The 18,906-nt window shown below is 63.0% G+C and carries 16 protein-coding genes, 1 tRNA gene, 1 other RNA gene and 1 pseudogene; 10 read left to right on the top strand and 9 right to left on the bottom strand.

The window, feature by feature from the left end:
- Nucleotides 1–36: 36 nt before the first annotated feature.
- Nucleotides 37–1,356, bottom strand: coding sequence for an MFS transporter (locus tag L6758_RS09635; protein WP_237205824.1), 1,320 nt, complete (start codon nt 1,354–1,356; stop codon nt 37–39).
- 184 nt (nt 1,357–1,540) lie between these two features.
- On the opposite strand from L6758_RS09635, the gene L6758_RS09630 reads away from it, so the two are divergent.
- The gene (locus L6758_RS09630) at nt 1,541–2,803 is read left to right on the top strand and encodes a glycoside hydrolase family 76 protein (RefSeq protein ID WP_237205825.1); all 1,263 of its coding nucleotides are present in this window, start codon (nt 1,541–1,543) and stop codon (nt 2,801–2,803) included.
- Here L6758_RS09630 and L6758_RS09625 read toward each other — a convergent pair.
- Nucleotides 2,777–3,433 (bottom strand): hypothetical protein, encoded by a 657-nt coding sequence (locus tag L6758_RS09625; RefSeq protein WP_237205826.1) that lies wholly within the window; start codon nt 3,431–3,433, stop codon nt 2,777–2,779. The genes L6758_RS09630 and L6758_RS09625 overlap by 27 nt on opposite strands.
- A gap of 9 nt (nt 3,434–3,442) precedes the next feature.
- The gene (locus tag L6758_RS09620) at nt 3,443–3,907 is read right to left on the bottom strand and encodes a MarR family winged helix-turn-helix transcriptional regulator (RefSeq protein WP_237205827.1); all 465 of its coding nucleotides are present in this window, start codon (nt 3,905–3,907) and stop codon (nt 3,443–3,445) included.
- 100 nt (nt 3,908–4,007) lie between these two features.
- Between L6758_RS09620 and L6758_RS09615 the strand changes: the two genes are divergently transcribed.
- The 4 genes and pseudogenes from L6758_RS09615 (at nt 4,008) to L6758_RS09600 (ending at nt 7,194) form a co-directional block, all read left to right on the top strand.
- Nucleotides 4,008–4,427: an organic hydroperoxide resistance protein gene (locus tag L6758_RS09615; RefSeq protein WP_237188530.1), complete on the top strand. Its 420-nt coding sequence runs from the start codon at nt 4,008–4,010 to the stop codon at nt 4,425–4,427.
- A 66-nt stretch (nt 4,428–4,493) separates the two neighbouring features.
- Nucleotides 4,494–5,861 (top strand): annotated as a pseudogene (gene tgt, locus L6758_RS09610) (tRNA guanosine(34) transglycosylase Tgt); the annotation flags it as partial.
- A gap of 237 nt (nt 5,862–6,098) precedes the next feature.
- A complete protein-coding gene (locus L6758_RS09605; RefSeq protein ID WP_237205828.1) occupies nt 6,099–6,599 on the top strand; it encodes an SRPBCC family protein in 501 nt (166 codons plus the stop codon).
- A gap of 106 nt (nt 6,600–6,705) precedes the next feature.
- Entirely contained in the window at nt 6,706–7,194 is a 489-nt protein-coding gene (locus L6758_RS09600; protein ID WP_237205829.1) for an SRPBCC family protein, read from the top strand.
- A gap of 80 nt (nt 7,195–7,274) precedes the next feature.
- Here L6758_RS09600 and L6758_RS09595 read toward each other — a convergent pair whose 3' ends face one another.
- The 4 genes from L6758_RS09595 to L6758_RS09580 form a co-directional block, all read right to left on the bottom strand.
- Nucleotides 7,275–7,751, bottom strand: coding sequence for an acyl-CoA thioesterase (locus L6758_RS09595; protein ID WP_237205830.1), 477 nt, complete (start codon nt 7,749–7,751; stop codon nt 7,275–7,277).
- 2 nt (nt 7,752–7,753) lie between these two features.
- Nucleotides 7,754–9,199, bottom strand: coding sequence for an amino acid permease (locus L6758_RS09590; RefSeq protein WP_237205831.1), 1,446 nt, complete (start codon nt 9,197–9,199; stop codon nt 7,754–7,756).
- 128 nt (nt 9,200–9,327) lie between these two features.
- Nucleotides 9,328–10,713, bottom strand: coding sequence for an amino acid permease (locus tag L6758_RS09585; RefSeq protein ID WP_423817203.1), 1,386 nt, complete (start codon nt 10,711–10,713; stop codon nt 9,328–9,330).
- 340 nt (nt 10,714–11,053) lie between these two features.
- Nucleotides 11,054–11,764: a queuosine precursor transporter gene (locus L6758_RS09580; protein WP_237205833.1), complete on the bottom strand. Its 711-nt coding sequence runs from the start codon at nt 11,762–11,764 to the stop codon at nt 11,054–11,056.
- A 218-nt stretch (nt 11,765–11,982) separates the two neighbouring features.
- On the opposite strand from L6758_RS09580, the gene L6758_RS09575 reads away from it, so the two are divergent.
- Nucleotides 11,983–12,651: a TetR/AcrR family transcriptional regulator gene (locus L6758_RS09575; protein ID WP_237205834.1), complete on the top strand. Its 669-nt coding sequence runs from the start codon at nt 11,983–11,985 to the stop codon at nt 12,649–12,651.
- Here the strand turns inward: L6758_RS09575 and L6758_RS09570 are convergent.
- The gene (locus L6758_RS09570) at nt 12,648–12,974 is read right to left on the bottom strand and encodes a type II toxin-antitoxin system VapB family antitoxin (RefSeq protein WP_237205835.1); all 327 of its coding nucleotides are present in this window, start codon (nt 12,972–12,974) and stop codon (nt 12,648–12,650) included. The genes L6758_RS09575 and L6758_RS09570 overlap by 4 nt on opposite strands.
- A gap of 203 nt (nt 12,975–13,177) precedes the next feature.
- Here L6758_RS09570 and L6758_RS09565 point away from each other — a divergent pair, with 203 nt between their 5' ends.
- A complete protein-coding gene (locus L6758_RS09565; protein ID WP_237205836.1) occupies nt 13,178–14,278 on the top strand; it encodes an AAA family ATPase in 1,101 nt (366 codons plus the stop codon).
- 30 nt (nt 14,279–14,308) lie between these two features.
- Entirely contained in the window at nt 14,309–15,184 is an 876-nt protein-coding gene (pnuC, locus tag L6758_RS09560) for a nicotinamide riboside transporter PnuC (RefSeq protein ID WP_237205837.1), read from the top strand.
- A gap of 46 nt (nt 15,185–15,230) precedes the next feature.
- On the opposite strand, the gene L6758_RS09555 is transcribed toward pnuC, so the two are convergent.
- Nucleotides 15,231–15,315: transfer RNA gene (locus tag L6758_RS09555), tRNA-Ser, on the bottom strand.
- 199 nt (nt 15,316–15,514) lie between these two features.
- Between L6758_RS09555 and ffs the strand changes: the two genes are divergently transcribed.
- Together ffs and L6758_RS09545 are read left to right on the top strand one after the other, a co-directional pair.
- An RNA gene (gene ffs, locus L6758_RS09550) (signal recognition particle sRNA small type) lies at nt 15,515–15,611 on the top strand.
- A 272-nt stretch (nt 15,612–15,883) separates the two neighbouring features.
- The gene (locus L6758_RS09545; RefSeq protein ID WP_237205838.1) at nt 15,884–18,901 is read left to right on the top strand and encodes a DNA polymerase III subunit gamma and tau; all 3,018 of its coding nucleotides are present in this window, start codon (nt 15,884–15,886) and stop codon (nt 18,899–18,901) included.
- The last annotated feature ends 5 nt before the right edge of the window (nt 18,902–18,906 follow it).

Genomic DNA, 18,906 nt, shown 5'->3' with positions numbered 1-18,906 from the left:
GGAATAAGTGGCACATTCGATACAGGCAGGCTGAAGCTAATCAGCGACAGGAACAGAACTGCTCTCTTCTACCGACTCAGTGCTCCTTGCTGGGAGTAGTTGCAGGCCGCGCACCACCAGGTAGATAGCCACTAGCGACCAGAGGCCAGCGAGCACCCAGGCCACCTGATAAATCGTCACAAAGGCCAGTACCGCCGAGGTCGCCACCAGGCCAATCGGCGCGGCCACCTGGCTAATAGCCATAAAGATTGAGAACGACCGGCCGCGAATCTGCTCGGGTACACCCTCAGTCACCAGCAGGGTCTGCAGGGGGTTCATAATACCCCCGCCCAGGCCGGCAACACCCATACCCACGATGGCCAGCCAGGAAGTTTCGAGCAAGGCCATGCCAAAGAAGGCCAGGGTATTGAAGACCATACCCACCACCCAGGCCCGGCGAGGGAAGGGCACAATCTTCCCCGCCACCATACTGGTCACCATTATGCCCACGGCAAAGGCAGACATGGACGCCCCGTACAGCCCCGGCTGGTTAATCCCCTGGAAATGGGCGGGCAGAAGCACCATTAGATAGGGCATTACCAGGGCCATCGATAGCAAAGAATCCAGAGCCAGCAGACGAATCACCGGGTAGCCCAGGGCTTTCTTCCAGCCCGCCAGCCCCTTGAAGGGGTCTTCGGTAGGGGCTTCAGGGGAGGACGCTGGCACCTGCCCGTCCGCACCCAGCTGGGCAGCGGCGTCCTGACCCTCAGCAAGGACGTCCGCGCCCGCCTTCTGCAGGCGCAAGCAGGCGGTCAGGGCGGCAGCAAGCAGGGAGCAGCCAGCCGTAATCCACAGGACCTGCTCAATGGGCAGGGCCGTCATCAGCACACCAGCCGCAGCGGGTCCGACCAGGAAACTCACCCCGCTCAGGGCCTGATTCCAGCCAGAAATCTGGGCGACCTTCTTACCCGATGTTTCAGCAACATCGCCGACCAGGGCAGCCCGGGCACTCATACCGGGAATATCACCCACCGCACCCAAAATACCGATAATGATGAACCAGCTCAGCGTCAGTCCAAAGACCATATCGACCGCAATCACAGCCACCACCGACAGACCCGAAATAATATCCGAAATCACCGATACCGGTTTCCGGCCCAGGCTATCGACCAGGTTGCCACCAAAATAGGCAAAAACCAGCGACGGCACCGCAATCGCAGCAGCCACAATACCCGCCGCGGCCGGGTTGCCAGTGCGTTCCAGCACCAGCCAAGGCCACACAATACCGGCAATAGAATTGCCCAGCATCGACAGGGCAGCAGACGATAAATAAACCCAGACGGCAGAAGCCCGCCCGGTGGAAGAAGAGGTGTGCATAAGCACCAACTCTAGCAGATACCCCCAGTGCCAGAAGGTGCCACTTACTCCCGAGCGTGGGGGGTTAGACTGCCCCGCTCGGGGCTAAGAGGCACATTCGGCGCAAACGCACTAGCCCCACCAGCCGGTAGACTAAAAACCGGCCCAGGCCACCGCCCACCGACGCGCCACAGAAAGAGACACCATGCGCCCCAAGCACCTGCAGCACTCACCCGACCAGCTCGCAGCGCTCACCGCCGAGCACCGCCAGGCGCTGGGGCAGCGGGCAGGTACCGCCGCCTACTCTGTGACACGACTCTTCGGGCACCGGGTCGCAGGCCTCCCCGGCACTCTACTAGGACGCACCCTGCACCCCGACACCCGCCGCCGCAGCCAGCGGCACGGCGAATGGCACTACTGGTGGCAGGCCCACCTACTCGACAACCTGGTCGATGCCGGCTTCCGCCAGCTCACCGCACCCGACGGGCAGGAGCAGGCCCGGGCGTTCCTCCAGCAGGCCCGCGCGGTGCTACGTGGCATTCAAGTACGCAACTTCGGCTCCTACCCCAACTCCTTCTACGACGACATGGCCTGGCTGACCCTGGCCTGCGAGCGCCTCAACCGGCTGGCGCTCGCGGTGGAGGGGAACGGAGATTCTGCTGCCCAGGACGCTGCCACCCGGCTCTACCGGGAGCTGGCAGCTGCCTGCACCGCTGAGGTGGGCGGGGGTGCCTTCTGGTCGAAGGACCACGATTTTAAGAACACTCCGGCGACCGCCCCCATTGCCCTGGCTCTCGCGCGGGCCCACCGGTATGACGAGGCTGCTGCCCTCTTGAACTGGCTGCACGCCAACCTCTTTGATGCTGAGCGCGGCCTCTACCTGGACGGGGTCAAGGTGGCCGGGCGCGGGAATCGTGCCGAGATTTCCTCGGTGGAGCGCGGTCTCTACACCTATAACCAGGGGCCGGTTCTCGCGGCCTATCTGGCGGTACTTGATGCCGGCAAGTCTGAGATGCTGACGGTTGATCCGGCTAAGCATATCGCCGAGGTTTTGGCCGGTATTGACCGGGAGTTTGGCCGAGATTTTGAGGTGTCAGACGCAGAAACTCTGCGGGTTCTAGCGACCCAGGGCGGCGGGGACGGCGGACTCTTCACCGGTATTTTGGTACGCTACCTTGCCGAGGTTGCCGCACACACTGCCCTGCCGCAGGGCGTACGGGAGCAGGCGCGGGATTTCGTCCTTGCAACCGCCGAGCTCTTATGGGACGGACGCCGCGAGTTCGACCCTGACCTGCCCATGAACGAGCTCGGCATTGACCCGACCGAGATCCGCGGTGAGGCTGTCACGCTCTTTTCGCCCGATGTTACCCGGCATATTTCTGAGGTGCTCAAGCCTGCCCAGCCGGTTGATCTTTCGACCCAGCTTCAAGCCTGGATGGTGTTAGAAGCGGCGGCGCGGGTTTTCTAGGGCGGGCGCGGCCGCCTTATTCGCGCGGTAGACGGCCCAAAGTCCCAGCACACCCAGAAGCATCAGCAGTAAGCCCACGGTATAGCTCGAAGCGACCTCAGACACCGGGAAACTGAACCCTGATGGATACCAGAACATGCCGGTGACGAGGGGCTCTGCTACAGCCCCCGCGGGAACCAGATAGCGCAGGAGCTTCCCTGTGCGGTCGTCCTGCGCGGACCTAGCGCCCAACCAGCCCAGGGGCCCCGATATGATGACGGCAGCAATAAACCAGTGGTAGTTCTCAATCCAGATGCTGGCTTCCATGATGCCCAGCAGGTTCCCCAGGGCGTAGTGCCCGGCTAGGGCACCTAAGGACGCTGCCACCGCGGCTGCTACAGGCACCCAGAGCGGGGCGGGGCGAGTTCTACTGCCAGACCACAGCCAGCCCGCGTAGAACCCCAGGGCCGCCCATAGGGTACCCGAGTTGAGGAACTTGCTCACCACTTTACGCACATAGGTGATGGCCTCAGACTGGCCCGAGAGCTGGGCTTCTGTGGTGATATTGCTCAGCAGCGATGCAACCGCTATGCAGAGGACCAGAGCGATGCAGGTGAGCAAGGGTCGGGCTTTGAAACGCGCAAGAACCATACCCCTAACCTACTTGGTTCCATCTGCCCGTGGAGGTGTTTCGGCCAGGTGCTCGGCTAGGGCATCGAGTTCGGCCTTGAGGGCCAGGACGTCGAGGCCCTCAACCGCGCAGGCGGCGTAGATGGCCCCGGGGACGGATGCCGCGCGTCCTCTCAGCTCCTGCCCGGCAGAGGTGAGGCTGACGAGGGTGCGACGCTCGTCGCGGGCGTCGCGGGTCTTGGTCAGCAGGCCGTGGTCAATCAGGCGCTTGATGAGAGGGGTCAGGGTGCCGCTGTCGAGGTCGAGGCGGGCGGCAAGTTCTTTCATGCCCAGCCCGTTGGGGTTCTCCCACATGACCAGCATAACCAGGTACTGGGGGTAGGTGAGGCCCAGCTCCCCCAGGTGCTGCTGGTAGGCGCGGGTGACGGCCCGGCTGGAGCGGTAGAGGGAGAAGCAGAGCTGGTTGTCGAGGGCAAGGCTACTGTCTTGGTTCATTCCACCCAGTATAGGTTGTGGGCAAATTATCAGCCAACAATTTACTTGCACACAATTAGATTGTGTACAATCTAATTAAAACCTCATGAAAGGAAACCCCATGGAACCCCTCTACACCACCGAAGCTCTAGCAACCGGCGAAGGCCGCAACGGCCACGTCCGCACCGTTGACGGCGCTTTTGACGCCGACCTAGCTATCCCCGTTGAGATGGGTGGCTCCGGCAAGGGCCTGAACCCCGAACAGCTCTTTGCCTCCGGCTACGCAGCCTGCTTCCACTCTGCCCTGCAGATGGTTGCCCGCATGCAGAAGAAGAACGTTGAAGGCTCCTCCGTTGGCGCTAAGGTCTCCATCGGCAAGCAGGGTGAGGGTTTTGGCCTGGCTGTTGAGCTTGAGGTCGTCATTCCTGAACTTCCCCAGGACGAGGCCCAGGCACTGGCCGACGCAGCCCACCAGGTCTGCCCCTACTCCAACGCCACCCGCGGCAACATCCCCGTGACCGTCACCGTCTCCGACGACTAAGCTCGCACCCCACACTCGCACCGAATGTCGCCGAAAGCTTCATAGGTATGTGCTTCCTGCATACCTATGAAGCTTTCGTTTACCCTCAAGGAGCGGGGCCACAGCGTCCTTCCGCACTCACCCGGTAGACTTGTTCCCGTGCTCAATACCGAATTTTCTGATCCCACTTTTTCTTTTGAACTGGGCAACCGCCTGACCGATACCGCCCAGCCCACCGGCAAGCAGGTGGACGCCAACGGCGGGGCCTTCCAGGGCCGCACCGGCGTCATTCACACCCCCCACGGCGACATTGCCACCCCCGCCTTCACCCCGGTGGGCACCAAGGCAACCGTCAAGGCTGTGCTGCCCGAGGCCATGAAAGACCTGGGTGCCCAGGCCCTGCTGGCCAACGCCTACCACCTCTACCTGCAGCCGGGGCCGGACGTCCTCGACGCCGCAGGCGGTCTGGGTAAGTTCATGAACTGGGATGGCCCTACTTTCACCGACTCCGGGGGCTTCCAGGTGATGAGCCTGGGCTCGGGTTTCAAAAAGGTGATTGATATGGGCACCGTGGCCGGGGCTACCGGCGCGGACGGACGCCCCATCGGCGACGACGACGTGGCGGCGGGCAAGGAACGTATGGCCCACGTGGACGATGACGGGGTCAACTTTAAGTCCCACATCAACGGCGATATTCACCGTTTCACCCCCGAGGTATCCATGCAGGTGCAGCACCAGATTGGCGCTGACATCATGTTTGCCTTCGATGAGCTGACCACTCTTTATAACTCCCGGGCCTACCAGGAAGAGGCGCTGGAGCGCACCCGGCTGTGGGCCCTGCGCTGTATTGCTGAGCACCAGCGTCTGACCGCTGAGCGGGTGGGCAAGCCCTATCAGGCCCTTTTTGGTGTGATTCAGGGGGCCCAGTATGAGGACCTGCGCCGCAAAGCCTGCCGCGACCTCGGCTCCATGCCCTTTGACGGCTTTGGCCTGGGCGGGGCGCTCGAAAAGGAAAACCTGGGCACTATCGTGCGCTGGTGCAACGAGGAACTACCCGAGAACAAGCCCCGCCACCTGCTGGGCATTTCGGAGCCCGATGACATCTTCACCGGCATTGAAAACGGCGTCGACACCTTCGACTGTGTCTCCCCCACCCGCGTGGCCCGCAACGCGGCCGTTTACACCCCCGATGGCCGCTTCAACCTGACCAACGCCCGCTACCGCACCGACTTCTCCCCCATCTTCGAGGGCTGCGACTGCTACACCTGCACCCACTACACCCGCGCCTACCTGCACCACCTCTTCAAGGCCGACGAGCGCCTCTCAGCGACCCTGGCCTCGATTCACAATGAGCGTTTTATTGTGAAGATGGTGGACGACGCCCGCGCGGCGATCGACTCCGGGGAATATTTCGACTACCGCGATGAGTTCTTGGGTAAGTACTACGCCAAGAAGGTTGCCCAGCAAAAGGCCCAGGAAGAAGCCGCCGCGCGTAAGGCCGCTAAGGACGCCGAGCGGGCAGCTGCCGCCCAGGCCCGCTGGGAGGCCAATATGAAGGCAAAGGCTGAGGCCGAGGCCCGCCGGGCAGCCGAGAAGGCAGCCCAGGGGCAGGACGCCGGGGCGGACGCGTCCGCGCAGCCTAAAACCGACCAGGCCGACACCACCAAGCCCACCAGCGACGAGAAGTAGAGCATGAACGACTTTAAGATTGACGACCTCAAGCCCGAGGAAACCATCACCTACCGCCACGAGTTTGCAGCCACCCCGCAGCAGGTCTTTGAGGCCTTTACCAACCCCACTCTCTTTATCAAGTGGTTTGGCCCTGCCGATTGGAAGATTATTCCCAACACCCTGACCCTGGAACCGGTGATTGGTGGACGCAAGCAGTTCGTCATGCGCCACAAGGATCAGGCTAAGTTCCAGGCCCCCATGTACATGCGCTTTGTGACTCTAGCCGAGCCCCACACCATCGAATACCGGGAGGCCCTGCCCACCCCGTCGGGCCAGCCCTCAGACACCCTGATTGGTCTGCGCCTTGAGTTTGAGGCGGGCACCGCGGTGACCGAGGACGGCGTCGGCGAGGGTACCATCCTTAAGCTCACCCAGGGCCCCCTACCCGCCGGCGTACACGAGCAGACTCTAGCTTCCTGGCAGGGCTCCTTCAGCAAGCTGGCCAAGCTACTCGCACGCTAAGCGCCCTCACTCTCGTCCTCTACACCCCCGCAAAAGTGCACATGCCTGTCACTTTTCACAGGGCATATGCACTTTTTAAGCGGTATCTACCCAACAAGGAGAATCCATGAACTTTGATTTTGGCACCATTGCCCCTGAAGAAGTCCTGACCTTTACCCACGATTTTGAGGCCACCCCCGAGGCTCTCTACGAGGCTTTCACCTCGGCAGAACTGATGCCCCAGTGGTTTGGCCCCGAGGGTTTCACCGTGCCGCTCGATACCGTTGACATCGACGTGCGCGAGGGCGGTGCCCAGAAGTTCGTCATGGTCAGCGAAGAGAACCCCGAGTTCACCTCCCCCGTCAACGGCACCTTCCACAAGCTGGTACCCGGTGAACTGATTGAGGGCTATGAGGCTATCGGTGAGGAGCTGGCTGAAGCCCACGGCATGGAAGCCGGCTCCTACTTCCTCAACCGCACCGCCTTCGAGAAGATTGATGATTCCACCACCCGCGTCACCATCACCCAGGGTCCGCTCGACCCGGCTATGCACGAGATGTCGGTAGCTGGCTGGAAGTCCTCTTTCAACAAGCTCAACCGCGTCCTCGCAGCCTAAAGACTCAAGCGCCATACAAAAAGTGCACGTGCCCTGCCAAAAGTGGAGGGCACGTGCACTTTTTAAAGGGCATCTGCGGTCTAGGCTGCCAGCTGCTCCCGCTGTTCGGCGCTCAGGCGCACCAGGGAGCCGGTCTCAACGTTAAAGAAGGCCAGGGTTGTGCTGGCTGAAACGCAGTGGACACCGGTTACCGGGTCATACAGCTCGTAGGCAACTACCAGCGAGGCGGCCGTAACCTTGCTGACCTGCATCTGCACCCGCACCGGCACCCCGCGGTAGGCCAGGGGGCTGCGGTACTTGACGTGGTTTTCAGCAACCAGGGCCTGGGTGCCAGCAGGCAGACTCTCAAAGAGGGGCAGGTGAGCAGACGCCCGCCCCGGCTTTCCCTCGGTGCTCTCCCCTACCAGCGGCGCAGGTTCGCCGGACGAGGGAGGCGGCCCAAAGAGGGCTACGCGGGCTTCTTCGAGCACCTGCATCATGGTCACGTTGTTGACATGGCCGTAGGCGTCCATGTCGCCCCAGCGCAGGGGAACCTCGACCTCATAGACTGCACCCATACCTAGCCCCTGCCACCGCTGTGGGCTGCCACGGCGGCGTCTGCCTCGGCGAAGGCGTCCTCGTGCCCGGTGTGCACACGCTTGACCACGCCGAAGTAGATCATGGTCAGAATTAGGAAGTAGGCGATGCCCATGGTGGCCGGGGCAGCGTTGCCGGTGCGGGCGAAGAGAGCCGCCCAGATAGCCAGCAGCAGGAAGATACCCAGGCCAGCGGTAACCCGCCCGCCCCACATGCGGAAGGCCGAAGAGTTACCCTCAACCCCCTTGAAGGCGATGTAGGCCAGCAGAATCAGAACCCATACGGTGAGGGCGCAGACCATGGTCAGGGTCATCATCAGACCAAAGGCCTGGCCGGGCAGGAAGAGGGCCAGCAGAATCGCCAGCACCACGCCCGAGGTTGAGGCCCACATGGCCAGCACGGGAATGCCTCCACCGCTGACGCGGGCCAGGGGCGCAGGTGCCATCTTCTCACTCGCCAGGGAGTGCAGCAGGCGGGTGCCCGCGTAGAGATTGGCGTTGGCGGCGGACAGGGCGGCAACCAGAATAATGAAGTTGGTGATAGAGGCGATGGCCGGAACACCGACTTCCGAGAAGACTAGCACAAAGGGTGAGGCTTCAACGGAGCCGTCGAGCTGAGCGGCTGACTGCCAGGGAATAATCGATACCACGATAAAGAGGGCGACCACATAGATAGTAGCCAGGCGCCACATATTCGCCTTAGTTGAGGCTCGCACTGAGCGCACCGGGTCCTTCGCTTCAGCGGCGGAAATGGAGAGCATTTCGATACCGCCGAAGGAGAACATGACCACCGCGAGCGAGAGCCAGACCCCGTGGAAGCCGGTGGGCATGAAGCCGCCGTCGTTGGTCAGGTTGGTGATGCCGGTGGCCTCGTGACCGGGGAAGCCCACGAAGACCAGGGCCAGGCCCACCAGTACGAAGAGCAGCAGGGCGATGACCTTGATGGAGGACAGGAAGAACTCCATGGTGCCAAAGTACTTGACCGAGCGGATGTTCAGCAGCACGATCACCGCACCAAAGAGCACGATGCCCACCCACAGGGGCAGGGAGGGCCACCAGTACTGCAGGTAGGTGGCAACCGCGACCAGCTCAATACCGGTGATAATGGCGGTGACGGTCCAGTAGGCCCAGCGGGTCAGGTAGCCGGCGTAGGGGCCCAGGTAGCGGCCAGCGATGGAGCCGAAGCCACCGCGCACCGGGTAGCGAACGGCCATTTCACCGGTAGAAGCGGCAATAATGGCGGCGACTAGGGAGCCGATAGCGTAGGCCAGGATAACGGCCGGGCCCGCCAGGGCGATAGCGCCCGAGGAGCCCAAAAAGAGGCCGGTACCCAGGGCCGAGCCCAGCACAATCATGGTCATCTGCCCGTGCGTGAGTGAGCGTTTGAGGGTGGTCGCCTGGGCCTGCCCCTGCGAAGGTGTGTGTGCCACGGTAAGCCTTACTGTGAGAAAACGTCGTGTGCGGTAGCGGTGTTAATGCGCGGACGCCGGTGCGCGACTCCCCTGCCGTGAGGCTGGGGGCGGGCTACCGGCGTCCTTGTGTAGACCTGCTACTGATTTTAGCGCTGTTTGGTGCCGTCGACGACGGGCACCTGGGTGGTGACGGCGCGGACTTCGTCGAAGGCGTCATCTGAGGTGCTGATGTTCTTGTTGACACCGGCGAAGTAGATGATGGTAATCAGACCGAAGAAGCCCAGCCCCACGAAGATGGAGGGGAGCATGGAACCACCGGCGAAGAACATGGCGATGAAGGTAGCGATGACGCCGATCAGGCCAACCGCTGCGGTGGCTGAGCCGCCGAAGACGCGGAAGGGGGAGGCGTCGCCTTCGACCTTCTTGTAGGCCATGTAGGACAGCAGAATCATGGACCAGACCACCAGCACGCTGACGGTGACCAGGGCCATCATGTAGCCGAAGATTCCTCCCACACCCGAGATAGCCATGATCATGGCGACCACAGCACCCAGGGATGAGACGGTCAGTGCCAGGTTGGGAATACCTGAGGAGCTGGTGCGGGCGAGGACCTTGGGGGCCATACCCTCGTGCCCCAGGGCGTGCAGCAGGCGGGTGGCTGCATAGAGGGCGGCGTTTGCGCCGGACAGGGCGGCGGTCATGAGGATGAAGTTGGTGATACCGCCAATGTAGGGAATGCCCAGTTCGGTGAAGACCATGACGAAGGGGGAGCCTTCGATGTCCTTGCCCAGGGCGGCGGCGCTGGTCCAGGGGATGATGGCGACCACGATGAAGAGGGAGAGCACGTAGAAGGTAGCCAGGCGCCACATCATAGCCTTAGCTGAGGAGCGCACGGAGCGCACCGGGTCCTTAGCTTCTGCTGCGGAGATGGAGATGAGCTCGATACCGCCGAAGGAGAACATGACCACGGCCAGAGCAATCCAGATAGAGGAGAGGCCATTGGGCATGAAGCCGCCGTGGGCGGTGAGGTTGGAGACGCCGGTGGCGTCCTGGCCAGGCAGGCCGAAGAAGACCAGGGCCAGGCCGAAGATGATGAAGAGGACGACCGCGCTCACCTTAATGGAGGAGAGGAAGAATTCCACCACACCGAAGGATTTAACGCTGGTCAGGTTGAGCACGAAAATCGCGCCGCCTGCGATGAGTACCCAGATCCAGAGGGGAACGTTGGGGTACCAGTAGGCCATGTAGGCACCCACTGCTACAACCTCAGCGCCGGCCAGGGTAACGGTGGTCATCCAGTAGGCCCAGCGGGTCAGGTAGCCCGCGTAGGGGCTGAGGAATTTACCGGCGATGGTGCCGAAGCCGCCACGCACGGGGTAGCGCACGGCCATTTCACCGGCGCAGGCACCGATAATAGCGGCGATCAGTGAGCCGATGGCGTAGGAGACAATGACGGCCGGGCCCGCGATAGAGATAGCTGCGCCGGAGCCCAAAAAGAGGCCGGTACCCACGGCGAGGCCGAGGGCAATCATGGTGAGCTGGCCGTGGGAGAGGGCGCGGCTGAGGTTGCCGCCCTCCTGCTGGCCGGTGGTGGTTGATGCCACGGGTGCCCTCCCTTTCAAGAGAGTGTGGTGTATGCAATGAACCGAAAGTTTACACAGGTTTTCTGAGGGAAAACCGGTCTTCAGTGCTCACCATTATGCAGTGAGAGACACATCACCCCCTTGGTGGCGGGTGCAGGGCATTTGGCAGGAGGTGCGCGACAGGCGGACGTCCGTGGCGGCGAGCGTCCGCCTCCACCTAAGTGCCCACGAGACTCTCGCAGCGCTTAGGCCGCGAGTGGACGACGCGCGAGTCTGGTGGGCACTTACCTTATCGGGCAGGGCTGTAGGTGGGTTCCTTGCGCTTGAACCAGCCGATGACGGGGTAGGTGATGGGCAGCAGGAGCAGCTCTACGGCGCACTTGTACACGTAGCCCACGATGACGTAGTTGAGGAAGTCGCCGAAACTTGCAATTCCAATAATGGGAGCGGCGATGGAGCAGAAGATGACGGTGTCAGCTAGCTCGCCGACCAGGGTGGAGCCCATGAGTCGTCCCCAGAGGTGGCGGCCGCCGGTTTTTTCCTTAAGTTTCACTAGCACCCAAGAGTTGAGTAGCTGGCCGGTCAAAAAGCCCAGTAGGGAGCCTGCCAAAATCTGGGGTACGGGCCCAAGGACAGTTTCAAGGGCGGCCTGGCCCTCGTAGAAATCGGCTGCGGGCAGGGCAATGAGTACCCAGAAGCTAGCGGCGGCAGCAGCAGCGGCAACGAAGCTGGTAATAATGGCGCGGCGGGCCAGTTTAAAGCCGTAAATTTCGCTGATTACATCGCCCAGCACGTAGGCCAGGGGGAAGAGGAAGAAACCCCCATCGGTGATGATAGACCCGAAGGTCACGCCCTTGGTTGCTCCGATGTTGGAGAGGATGAAGACCACGCAGGTAGCTGCCAGAAGCAGGTCATAGTAGGTGCGGGTGGGGCGGGCAAAGCCGGTATCGGCGGTGGTGTGATGTGCGGACGCCGGTGAGCTGCTGGTGGGTGTAGACACAGTTATCCCCTGGGTTGAGTATCGGTTTGAAAGGTGCCCACCTGCCACCTGGGCGCCCACTAGCTTACCGATTTTTGGGCGGCATCGCACGAGCCGCCGGGTGTGCAATGGGGTGCAGGGGGCGTCCGCAGGTGAGTTGATGGAAGGTTTTGCTGACAGTTTGCTGGATTTTGTGGCAAAAAATAGGTTTTAGTGACAGATAGCGATAGGGTGTCATTATGCCTCGAATTACTGCCGCCACCAATGCCGCCCAGCGCGAGAACACCAAACGCGCCATCCTCGACTCTTTCGGTCGCCTGCTCTACGAGCGCGGCCTACCCGGCCTCACTATGACCCACGTGGCCAAAACTGCTGGCATCGGCCGCACCGCGGTGTACAACTACTTTGCCGACATGGGTGAACTTCTCATTGCCTACGCCCTCGATGAGACTGAGCGCTTCCTCACCGAACTGCGTGAGGCCCTGGCCGGAGTGGAAAACCCCATCGACCAGCTGGCTGTCTACGTGCGCCTACAGATTGAGGACCTTTCCCGCCGCCACATGCCCCCCGGCCCCGCCATGCGATCGGTCCTCTCCCCCGAGGCTTTTGCCAAGCTGGGCGACCATGTGCGCGAACTGCAGATGGTCCTGGCGGGAATTCTTTCCGCAGCCATTGAACGCGGCTACCTCCCTGAGAACGATATTCGCGAGCTAGCCCAGCTCGTACATGGCTCCCTCTCATCAAGCGCCGACCGCACCGACGAGGCCAGCAGCATTGAAGCCCGCGAGCGCCATATTGAGAGCACCATTCGCTTTATTCAGATGGGCCTGGGGGCTCGTTTTGATGAGAGCGGACGCCCCGTACGCCTGGACGGCACCCCGGAGCTGCACCTGGTCGCAGCGTCCTAATTTCCCGACTCCAGAAGCGAGGGAGCCAGGGCATCTAGGTCGAGCACGCGGGCGTACATGACGGCGCGGCGCTGTAGGGCGGTACGCAGGGCGCGGTGGACGCCGTCTTCGAGGTAAAGTTCGCCCCGGTAGCGCACCACGTGGGGGAAGAGGTCCCCGTAGAAGGTGGAGTCTTCGGCCAGCAGGGTTTCAAGGTTGAGGTTTTTCTGCGTGGTGATCAGGCGGTCGAGGCGCACCTGCGAGGGGGCAATGGAGCCCCAGGTACGCTGAGTAAGCCCGTGATCGGGGTAAGGGCGCGTGTCGCCTACACCTTTGAAAATCATGCGGTCTATTGTACGCCGGGCGGGGGCAGGGCCTAAGTAAAACCCGGCGAGAATTGCCCCACCGGCACCCCAAGGTGCCGCCGATCATATTCATGACACTCTATTACTTAAAGTCATGTTGACCTTATTTGCTTTAGCTGCCTGCGCGGTGTTTAATCGTGGCTATGCGCGGGTCGCCCGGCCCGCCTCAACCCAAGGACACCATGCTTTACAAAAAACAGCTCACCGGCTCTCACGTGGGGCTTGTGGTGGGCAGCTTCGCTCCCCTGCACCGCGGCCACATTGACCAGATTCTGCGCGCCAAGAAGGAGAACCCCGGCGGCACCCTGGTGATTGTCGCGGGTTCCCAGCAGGACGCCGGGGAGCAGGCAGGCATGAAGCACACCAAGCGCTACCGCTACGTGTCTGAGCACTTCAAGAACGACCCCCTGGTGATTGTCGACTCCCTCGACGAAACTAACCTCAGCACACCCGAGGCCTGGGCTAGCGCCCTGGACGGTTTCTGGGCTACCCACGTTGCAGCGGGCGCCGAGCGACGCCTCTACCTACTCGATGATGAGCACATCTCCCGTTTCCAGGCAGGGCATCAGGATGCCGACGGGCAGCAGGCCGCGCGCCTGGCACCCTGCCAGCTACCGGCGTCCGAACCGGAAATCCGGGCCAACCCGCTGACCCACTGGGACCTCATCGCCCCGCCCTTCCGCCGTTTCTTTACCCGCAACGTCCTGGTCATGGGGGCTGCCTCAGGCGGAAAAACCACCCTGGTAGAGGACCTCGGCAAACTCTACAATGCCCCCTACTCCTACGAGTACGCGCGGGTCTACCAGGTCGAGGCCAACATCCGCGATGAGGACTACGACCTGCTGGACTACCAGAACGTGCTCACCGGCCAGTTCAACCTCAACCGCGAAACCATCGACAGCCCCGGCAACCGGGGGCTCACCCTCATGGACACCGACGCCATGGTCACCAAGGCCTACGCCGCCATGAGCGCCGCCGACCCCGCCAGCGAACTGAGCGAGACCGACTACGCCAAGCTCCTACCCCTGGCCGACTCCCTGATTGCCAAGGCCCGCTGGGATCTCATTCTCTTCATCCCGCCGGTGGGGGCCTCTGGCTACACCCTCGACGGGTTCCGGTCGCAGACCAACAATTCCGATGACTACCTCAGCGAGATTTCCCGCATCATGCTGGCCGAAGTTGAGGCAGCCGGGCTGCTTGACCGCCTGGTGCTTCTCGACGGCGCCGACTACGCCGAGCGCTACGAGCAGGCCAAGGCCGCTATCGAACGCCTCCTCCCCTAGCCCCTACCCCTGTCACCCGAAAGATTCATCATGAGCGCACCCACCACCGGCCAGGCCCCGGCCAACCCCCTGGCCCGCCTTGCCAAGGCCACCTACACCGACCTCTTCACCGGCTACAGCCCCTTCGAGAAGGTCTTCTTCCCCGCCCTGATTCTGCTGCAGGTCGTGGTCAGCACCGTGGCCTTTGAGGGCTGGCTGAGCTTCATCACCGCCTTTGCGGGCATGGTCTGCGTGATCCTGGTGGGCAAGGGGCGCCTGTCGAACTACTTCTTCGGCATCGTGCAGAACGTGCCCTACCTGGTACTGGCCTACCAGGCCTACTTCATCGGTGAAATCACCATCGCCGCCTTCTACGTGCTCACCCAGTTCTGGGGCCTCTACATGTGGCGCAAGAACATGCGGGCAGCCAAGGAGCAGCACGAGCTCGGCGGCGCCTCCTTTGACGGGGCTGGGCAACTGGCCGGTAGCCGCGCCGTGACCAGCAGCACCGGAACTAGGGGCGCGGACGCCCGTGAGCAGGGCGGTGCGTCCGCCCTGGCACGTGCCGCCGAGGGCACCCCGCTAGATGTGCAGACCCGCCGCCTGACCCTACCCGCTATCGCGGGCGTCCTGGCCCTCCTGGCTGCGGCCTCATGGGGCTACGGGGTGCTGTTGAACGGCTGGGGGTCCAACCAGCCCTATGTTGATGCCTTCACCACCGTGATTGCCCTGATTTCGCAGGTGCTGATGGTCTACCGCTTCCGCGAGCAGTGGATCGGCTGGCTGGTGCTGAACGCCGTGCAGATCTACCTGTGGTCAACGGTGGAGGGCGGCGGCAACATGGCCATTATGGCTATGTACCTGGGCTTTATCGCTAACTCGGTCTACGGCTGGTACAACTGGACCAAGCTGTCTCGCAAGAGCTAAAAAGAAAAAGCCGGTTTCATCAAGTGGGCGATGAAACCGGCTTCAGCGGAGGATGGGGGATTTGAACCCCCGAGGGCGTGAACCCAACACGCGTTCCAGGCGTGCGCCATAGGCCGCTAGGCGAATCCTCCAGGCTGTTGCTTAGCTATTTGCATAGCTTCACGAAAGCGAACAGATACGAGCATACCCCATGCCCGGGCGTCCGCGCAAATTCATAGCTGCGGCGGGCGTGCCTGCCCTCCCCTCATCGCACCCGCGGGCACCCCGCCCTTATTTAAGAAGCTCTCTCTACCGCCCTTTGTTTTTCGTGGCGGCTTAGGGTACAGTTGTTGGAGCCCCTTACGTGGCGTCATCTTGGAAAACTCCCCCAGGGCCGGAAGGCAGCAAGGGTATCTGGGCTCTGACGGGTGCGTAGGGGGTCTTTATTTTGCCCAAATCTGCCAGCCCCCCACTAGGGACCAGAAAAATCACAATAGTATGTGTGGGCGTTAGGGATTTCGGGAGGAATCTGGTCCCTACTGACGCACAGCGGGGCGGACGCCGGGAGCAGCTTAAGCCTTTCGCGCACGGTTCTTAAAACGTCAGCCACCCCCACTACACTGTTAACCAGCACACCCGGGGCGGCGAGCACCTGATTCTTTCTCTTGCTTTTCTCCCTGGGCCGGGCTCAGTTTTTCTGCACTCAACCGAAGGTTTATTGTGAGCACTGCGCTGTATCGCCGTTATCGCCCTGAGTCGTTTGCCGACGTTATCGGGCAGGAGCATGTCACCGAACCTCTCATGACTGCCCTTGAGAAGAACAGGGTGAACCACGCCTACCTGTTCTCGGGGCCGCGCGGGTGTGGCAAGACCACTTCGGCGCGTATTTTGGCGCGCTGCCTCAACTGTGCTGAGGGCCCCACTCCTACCCCGTGTGGTGTGTGCGAGTCCTGTAAGGAGCTTTCCCGCGACGGTGGCGGTTCCCTCGATGTGATTGAGATGGACGCCGCCAGCCACGGCGGTGTGGATCACGCCCGTGACCTGCGTGAACGCGCTACTTTTGCGCCGGTGCGTGACCGCTACAAGATTTTCATTATCGACGAGGCGCACATGGTCACCCGTGAGGGCTTCAACGCCCTGCTCAAGATCGTGGAAGAGCCCCCGGCGCACATTAAGTTTATTTTTGCGACCACCGAGCCTAACAAGGTGCTCGGCACTATTCGTTCGCGTACTCACCACTACCCCTTCCGCCTGGTGCCCCCGCAGATTCTGGGGGACTACCTGGCTAAGCTCTGCGCCGAAGAGGGTGTTAAGGTCGCCGATGGCGTGCTGCCGCTGGTTGTCCGCGCCGGTGGCGGTTCGGTGCGTGACTCGCTGTCGATCCTTGACCAGCTCATGGCGGGTGCCTCGGACGAGCAGGGCATCTCCTACGACCTGGCCGTTGCCCTGCTGGGCTTTACCCACGGCGAGTTGCTCGACGAGGTTGTCAATGCTTTTGCTTCTGGTTCTGCCGCCGAGGTGTTCGCTTCGGTCGATAGGGTGATTCAGACCGGCCAGGACCCCCGCCGCTTTGTAGAGGACCTGCTCGAGCGCTTCCGCGACCTCATTATTGTGAAGGCCGTGCCCGACTCAGCGGGTTCGATTCTACGCGGCCTGGCCGCTGACCAGCTCGACCGTATGCGCGCTCAGGCTGAGCAGCTGGGTTCTGCTGAGCTGTCGCGGGCTGCGGACGTCACCAATGAAGCCCTGAACGAGATGAGCGGGGCAATGAACCCCCAGCTTCACCTGGAGCTACTCTGCGCCCGCATTCTGCTGGCTGCCGGGGAGCAGGGCGTCGGCAACCTAGCTGCCCGCCTTGATCGGCTTGAGCGCAAGCTGGCGTCGGGGCAGTTCCCTGCGCCCGCGGGCGGTCATTCTGCACCGGCAGGTTCCGCGTCTGGCACCGGTGCGGACGCCGCCAGCCCCCTGGCACGCGCCCGGCAGCAGCTAGCCCAGCAGGGTGGCGTCGAAGGTCAAGCCCCTGCTCAGCAGGCTCAATCTCAGCAGCAGGCTCAGCCCCAACGTCAAGACCAGCCCAGCCAGCAGGGCCAGCCAGTTCAGCAAACTCAGGCTCCTGCCCAGCAGGGTGGCGCGCCTCTAGCCGCTGCCCCCTTGGCTGGGGCTCCTTTAGCGGGCGCTCCCTTGAGCGGGGCCCCGTTAGCAGGCCGGGGTGTTCCGCCACTCGGTGGGCCCCAGCAGTCTGCCCAATCTCCTCAGAGCGCCCAGCCCGTCCAGGCCGGGCAGCAGGCGTCCGCGCCTCAGGCTCCAGCGCGTCCGGTACCCGGTGAAAACACGGTCGACATGGTAGCGAACTCCTGGGCCGATGTAGTGGCCAAGGTGCCCGCCCCCTTTGCCCGGGCCCAGTTTGCCCTGTGTGAGCCGTCCAAGTTTGAAAACGGAGCCCTCTTCCTGCGGGCCGAGCTGCCCGTACTTAAGGCCGTCAAGGAGTACCTGCCCCAGCTTCAGCAGGCCCTCTTCCAGGTGCTGGGTCTGCAGGTGCAGCTGCGCGGTGAAATCAAGAAGCCCGGCGACGGCGGCGATAACCCCGGTGGTGGGCGCCCTGGCGGCGGACGTCCCGGCGGCCCCGGCGGGGCAGGCCCGTCAGGCGGAAGCCTGGCCCCCGCGCCCCAGGCTGCGAACAGGCAGCCCGCTGCCGATGTTGCTGAGGGCCCGCGCGGTGGCGACCAGGCCTGGGCAGCGCACGGCCAGCCCCGCTCACCGGAGCCTCCCTCCTGGAGCCCCGATGACTGGAACAACCCTGTCACCTCCTGGTCGGTAGCAGCTATCCCCAGTGGCGATGCGGCCGAGGCCCCCGAGGAGCAGGCCCCATCAGCCCCGCGTCTGCGCGTGATTGAGGGTGAGGCCGACCCCGTTGAAATCGCCAAGGCCCAGCACCCCTCCCGCGGCCCCCAGGAACAGCAGAATATTGCCCTGGCACGCGACACCGCCCAGGAGTCAGAGGACGCCGACCCCGCCTCCCAGGTGCCCCACGAGGATAGCCCGCACGCGGTTTCCCTTGAGCCCGTCCCCACCAGTGAGGGTCTGGCCGAGCAGGGGCATAAGGACGCCGATAACGCCGCCCTCCAAGAAGAGGCCAAGAGCGAAAGTAGCGCCGCGCCCCAGGCTCAACACCAGGAGCAGGCACCGGCTCAGGCCCCAAACCAGGCGCCAGCCCAAGCACCGACACAGAACCAGCCCCCGGTGGCCTACGAGTACGGTGACTACGACGGCGGCTACTTTGACGATGCCCCCGAGGACGAGCCCGAGTACGTCGCCGGGATCGGCTACCTTAAGGCTGAGGCTACGCAGGCAGCGCCCCCTGCTGGCGCACCCCTAGCAGGCGCGCCCAGCGCCCCCGGTGCTCCCCTGGCGCAGGCGGCGCAGGCCCAGGCGTCCGCACAGCAAATTCCCGCACCGCAGAGCCAGCAGGCCAGCCCCCAGCCAGCCGCAGAGCAGGCCACCACCCAACAGCCCGGCGGTAAGAAGCTCTCTTTCCGCGAGCGCCACGCGGCGCAGATTGCGGCCGGCCAGCGGGCCGTCCAGCAGGCGCAGGCACCCGCCCCGGCGGAAGCCCCCGAGGACTTCACCCCCAGCGACGACGACGCCGCCCTTGAGTCGTCCGTGCTGATTGGTCAGCGGGCCGTTGAGAAGATTTTGGGCGGCAAAGTAATTGACGAACAGCCCCTTCACCAGGGCTAACAAGG

Origin of the sequence: Rothia nasimurium (assembly GCF_928382285.1) — a bacterium.
GTDB classification, from domain to species: Bacteria; Actinomycetota; Actinomycetes; order Actinomycetales; family Micrococcaceae; genus Rothia; species Rothia nasimurium_E.
This window is presented reverse-complemented; position numbering and strand designations above follow the sequence as displayed.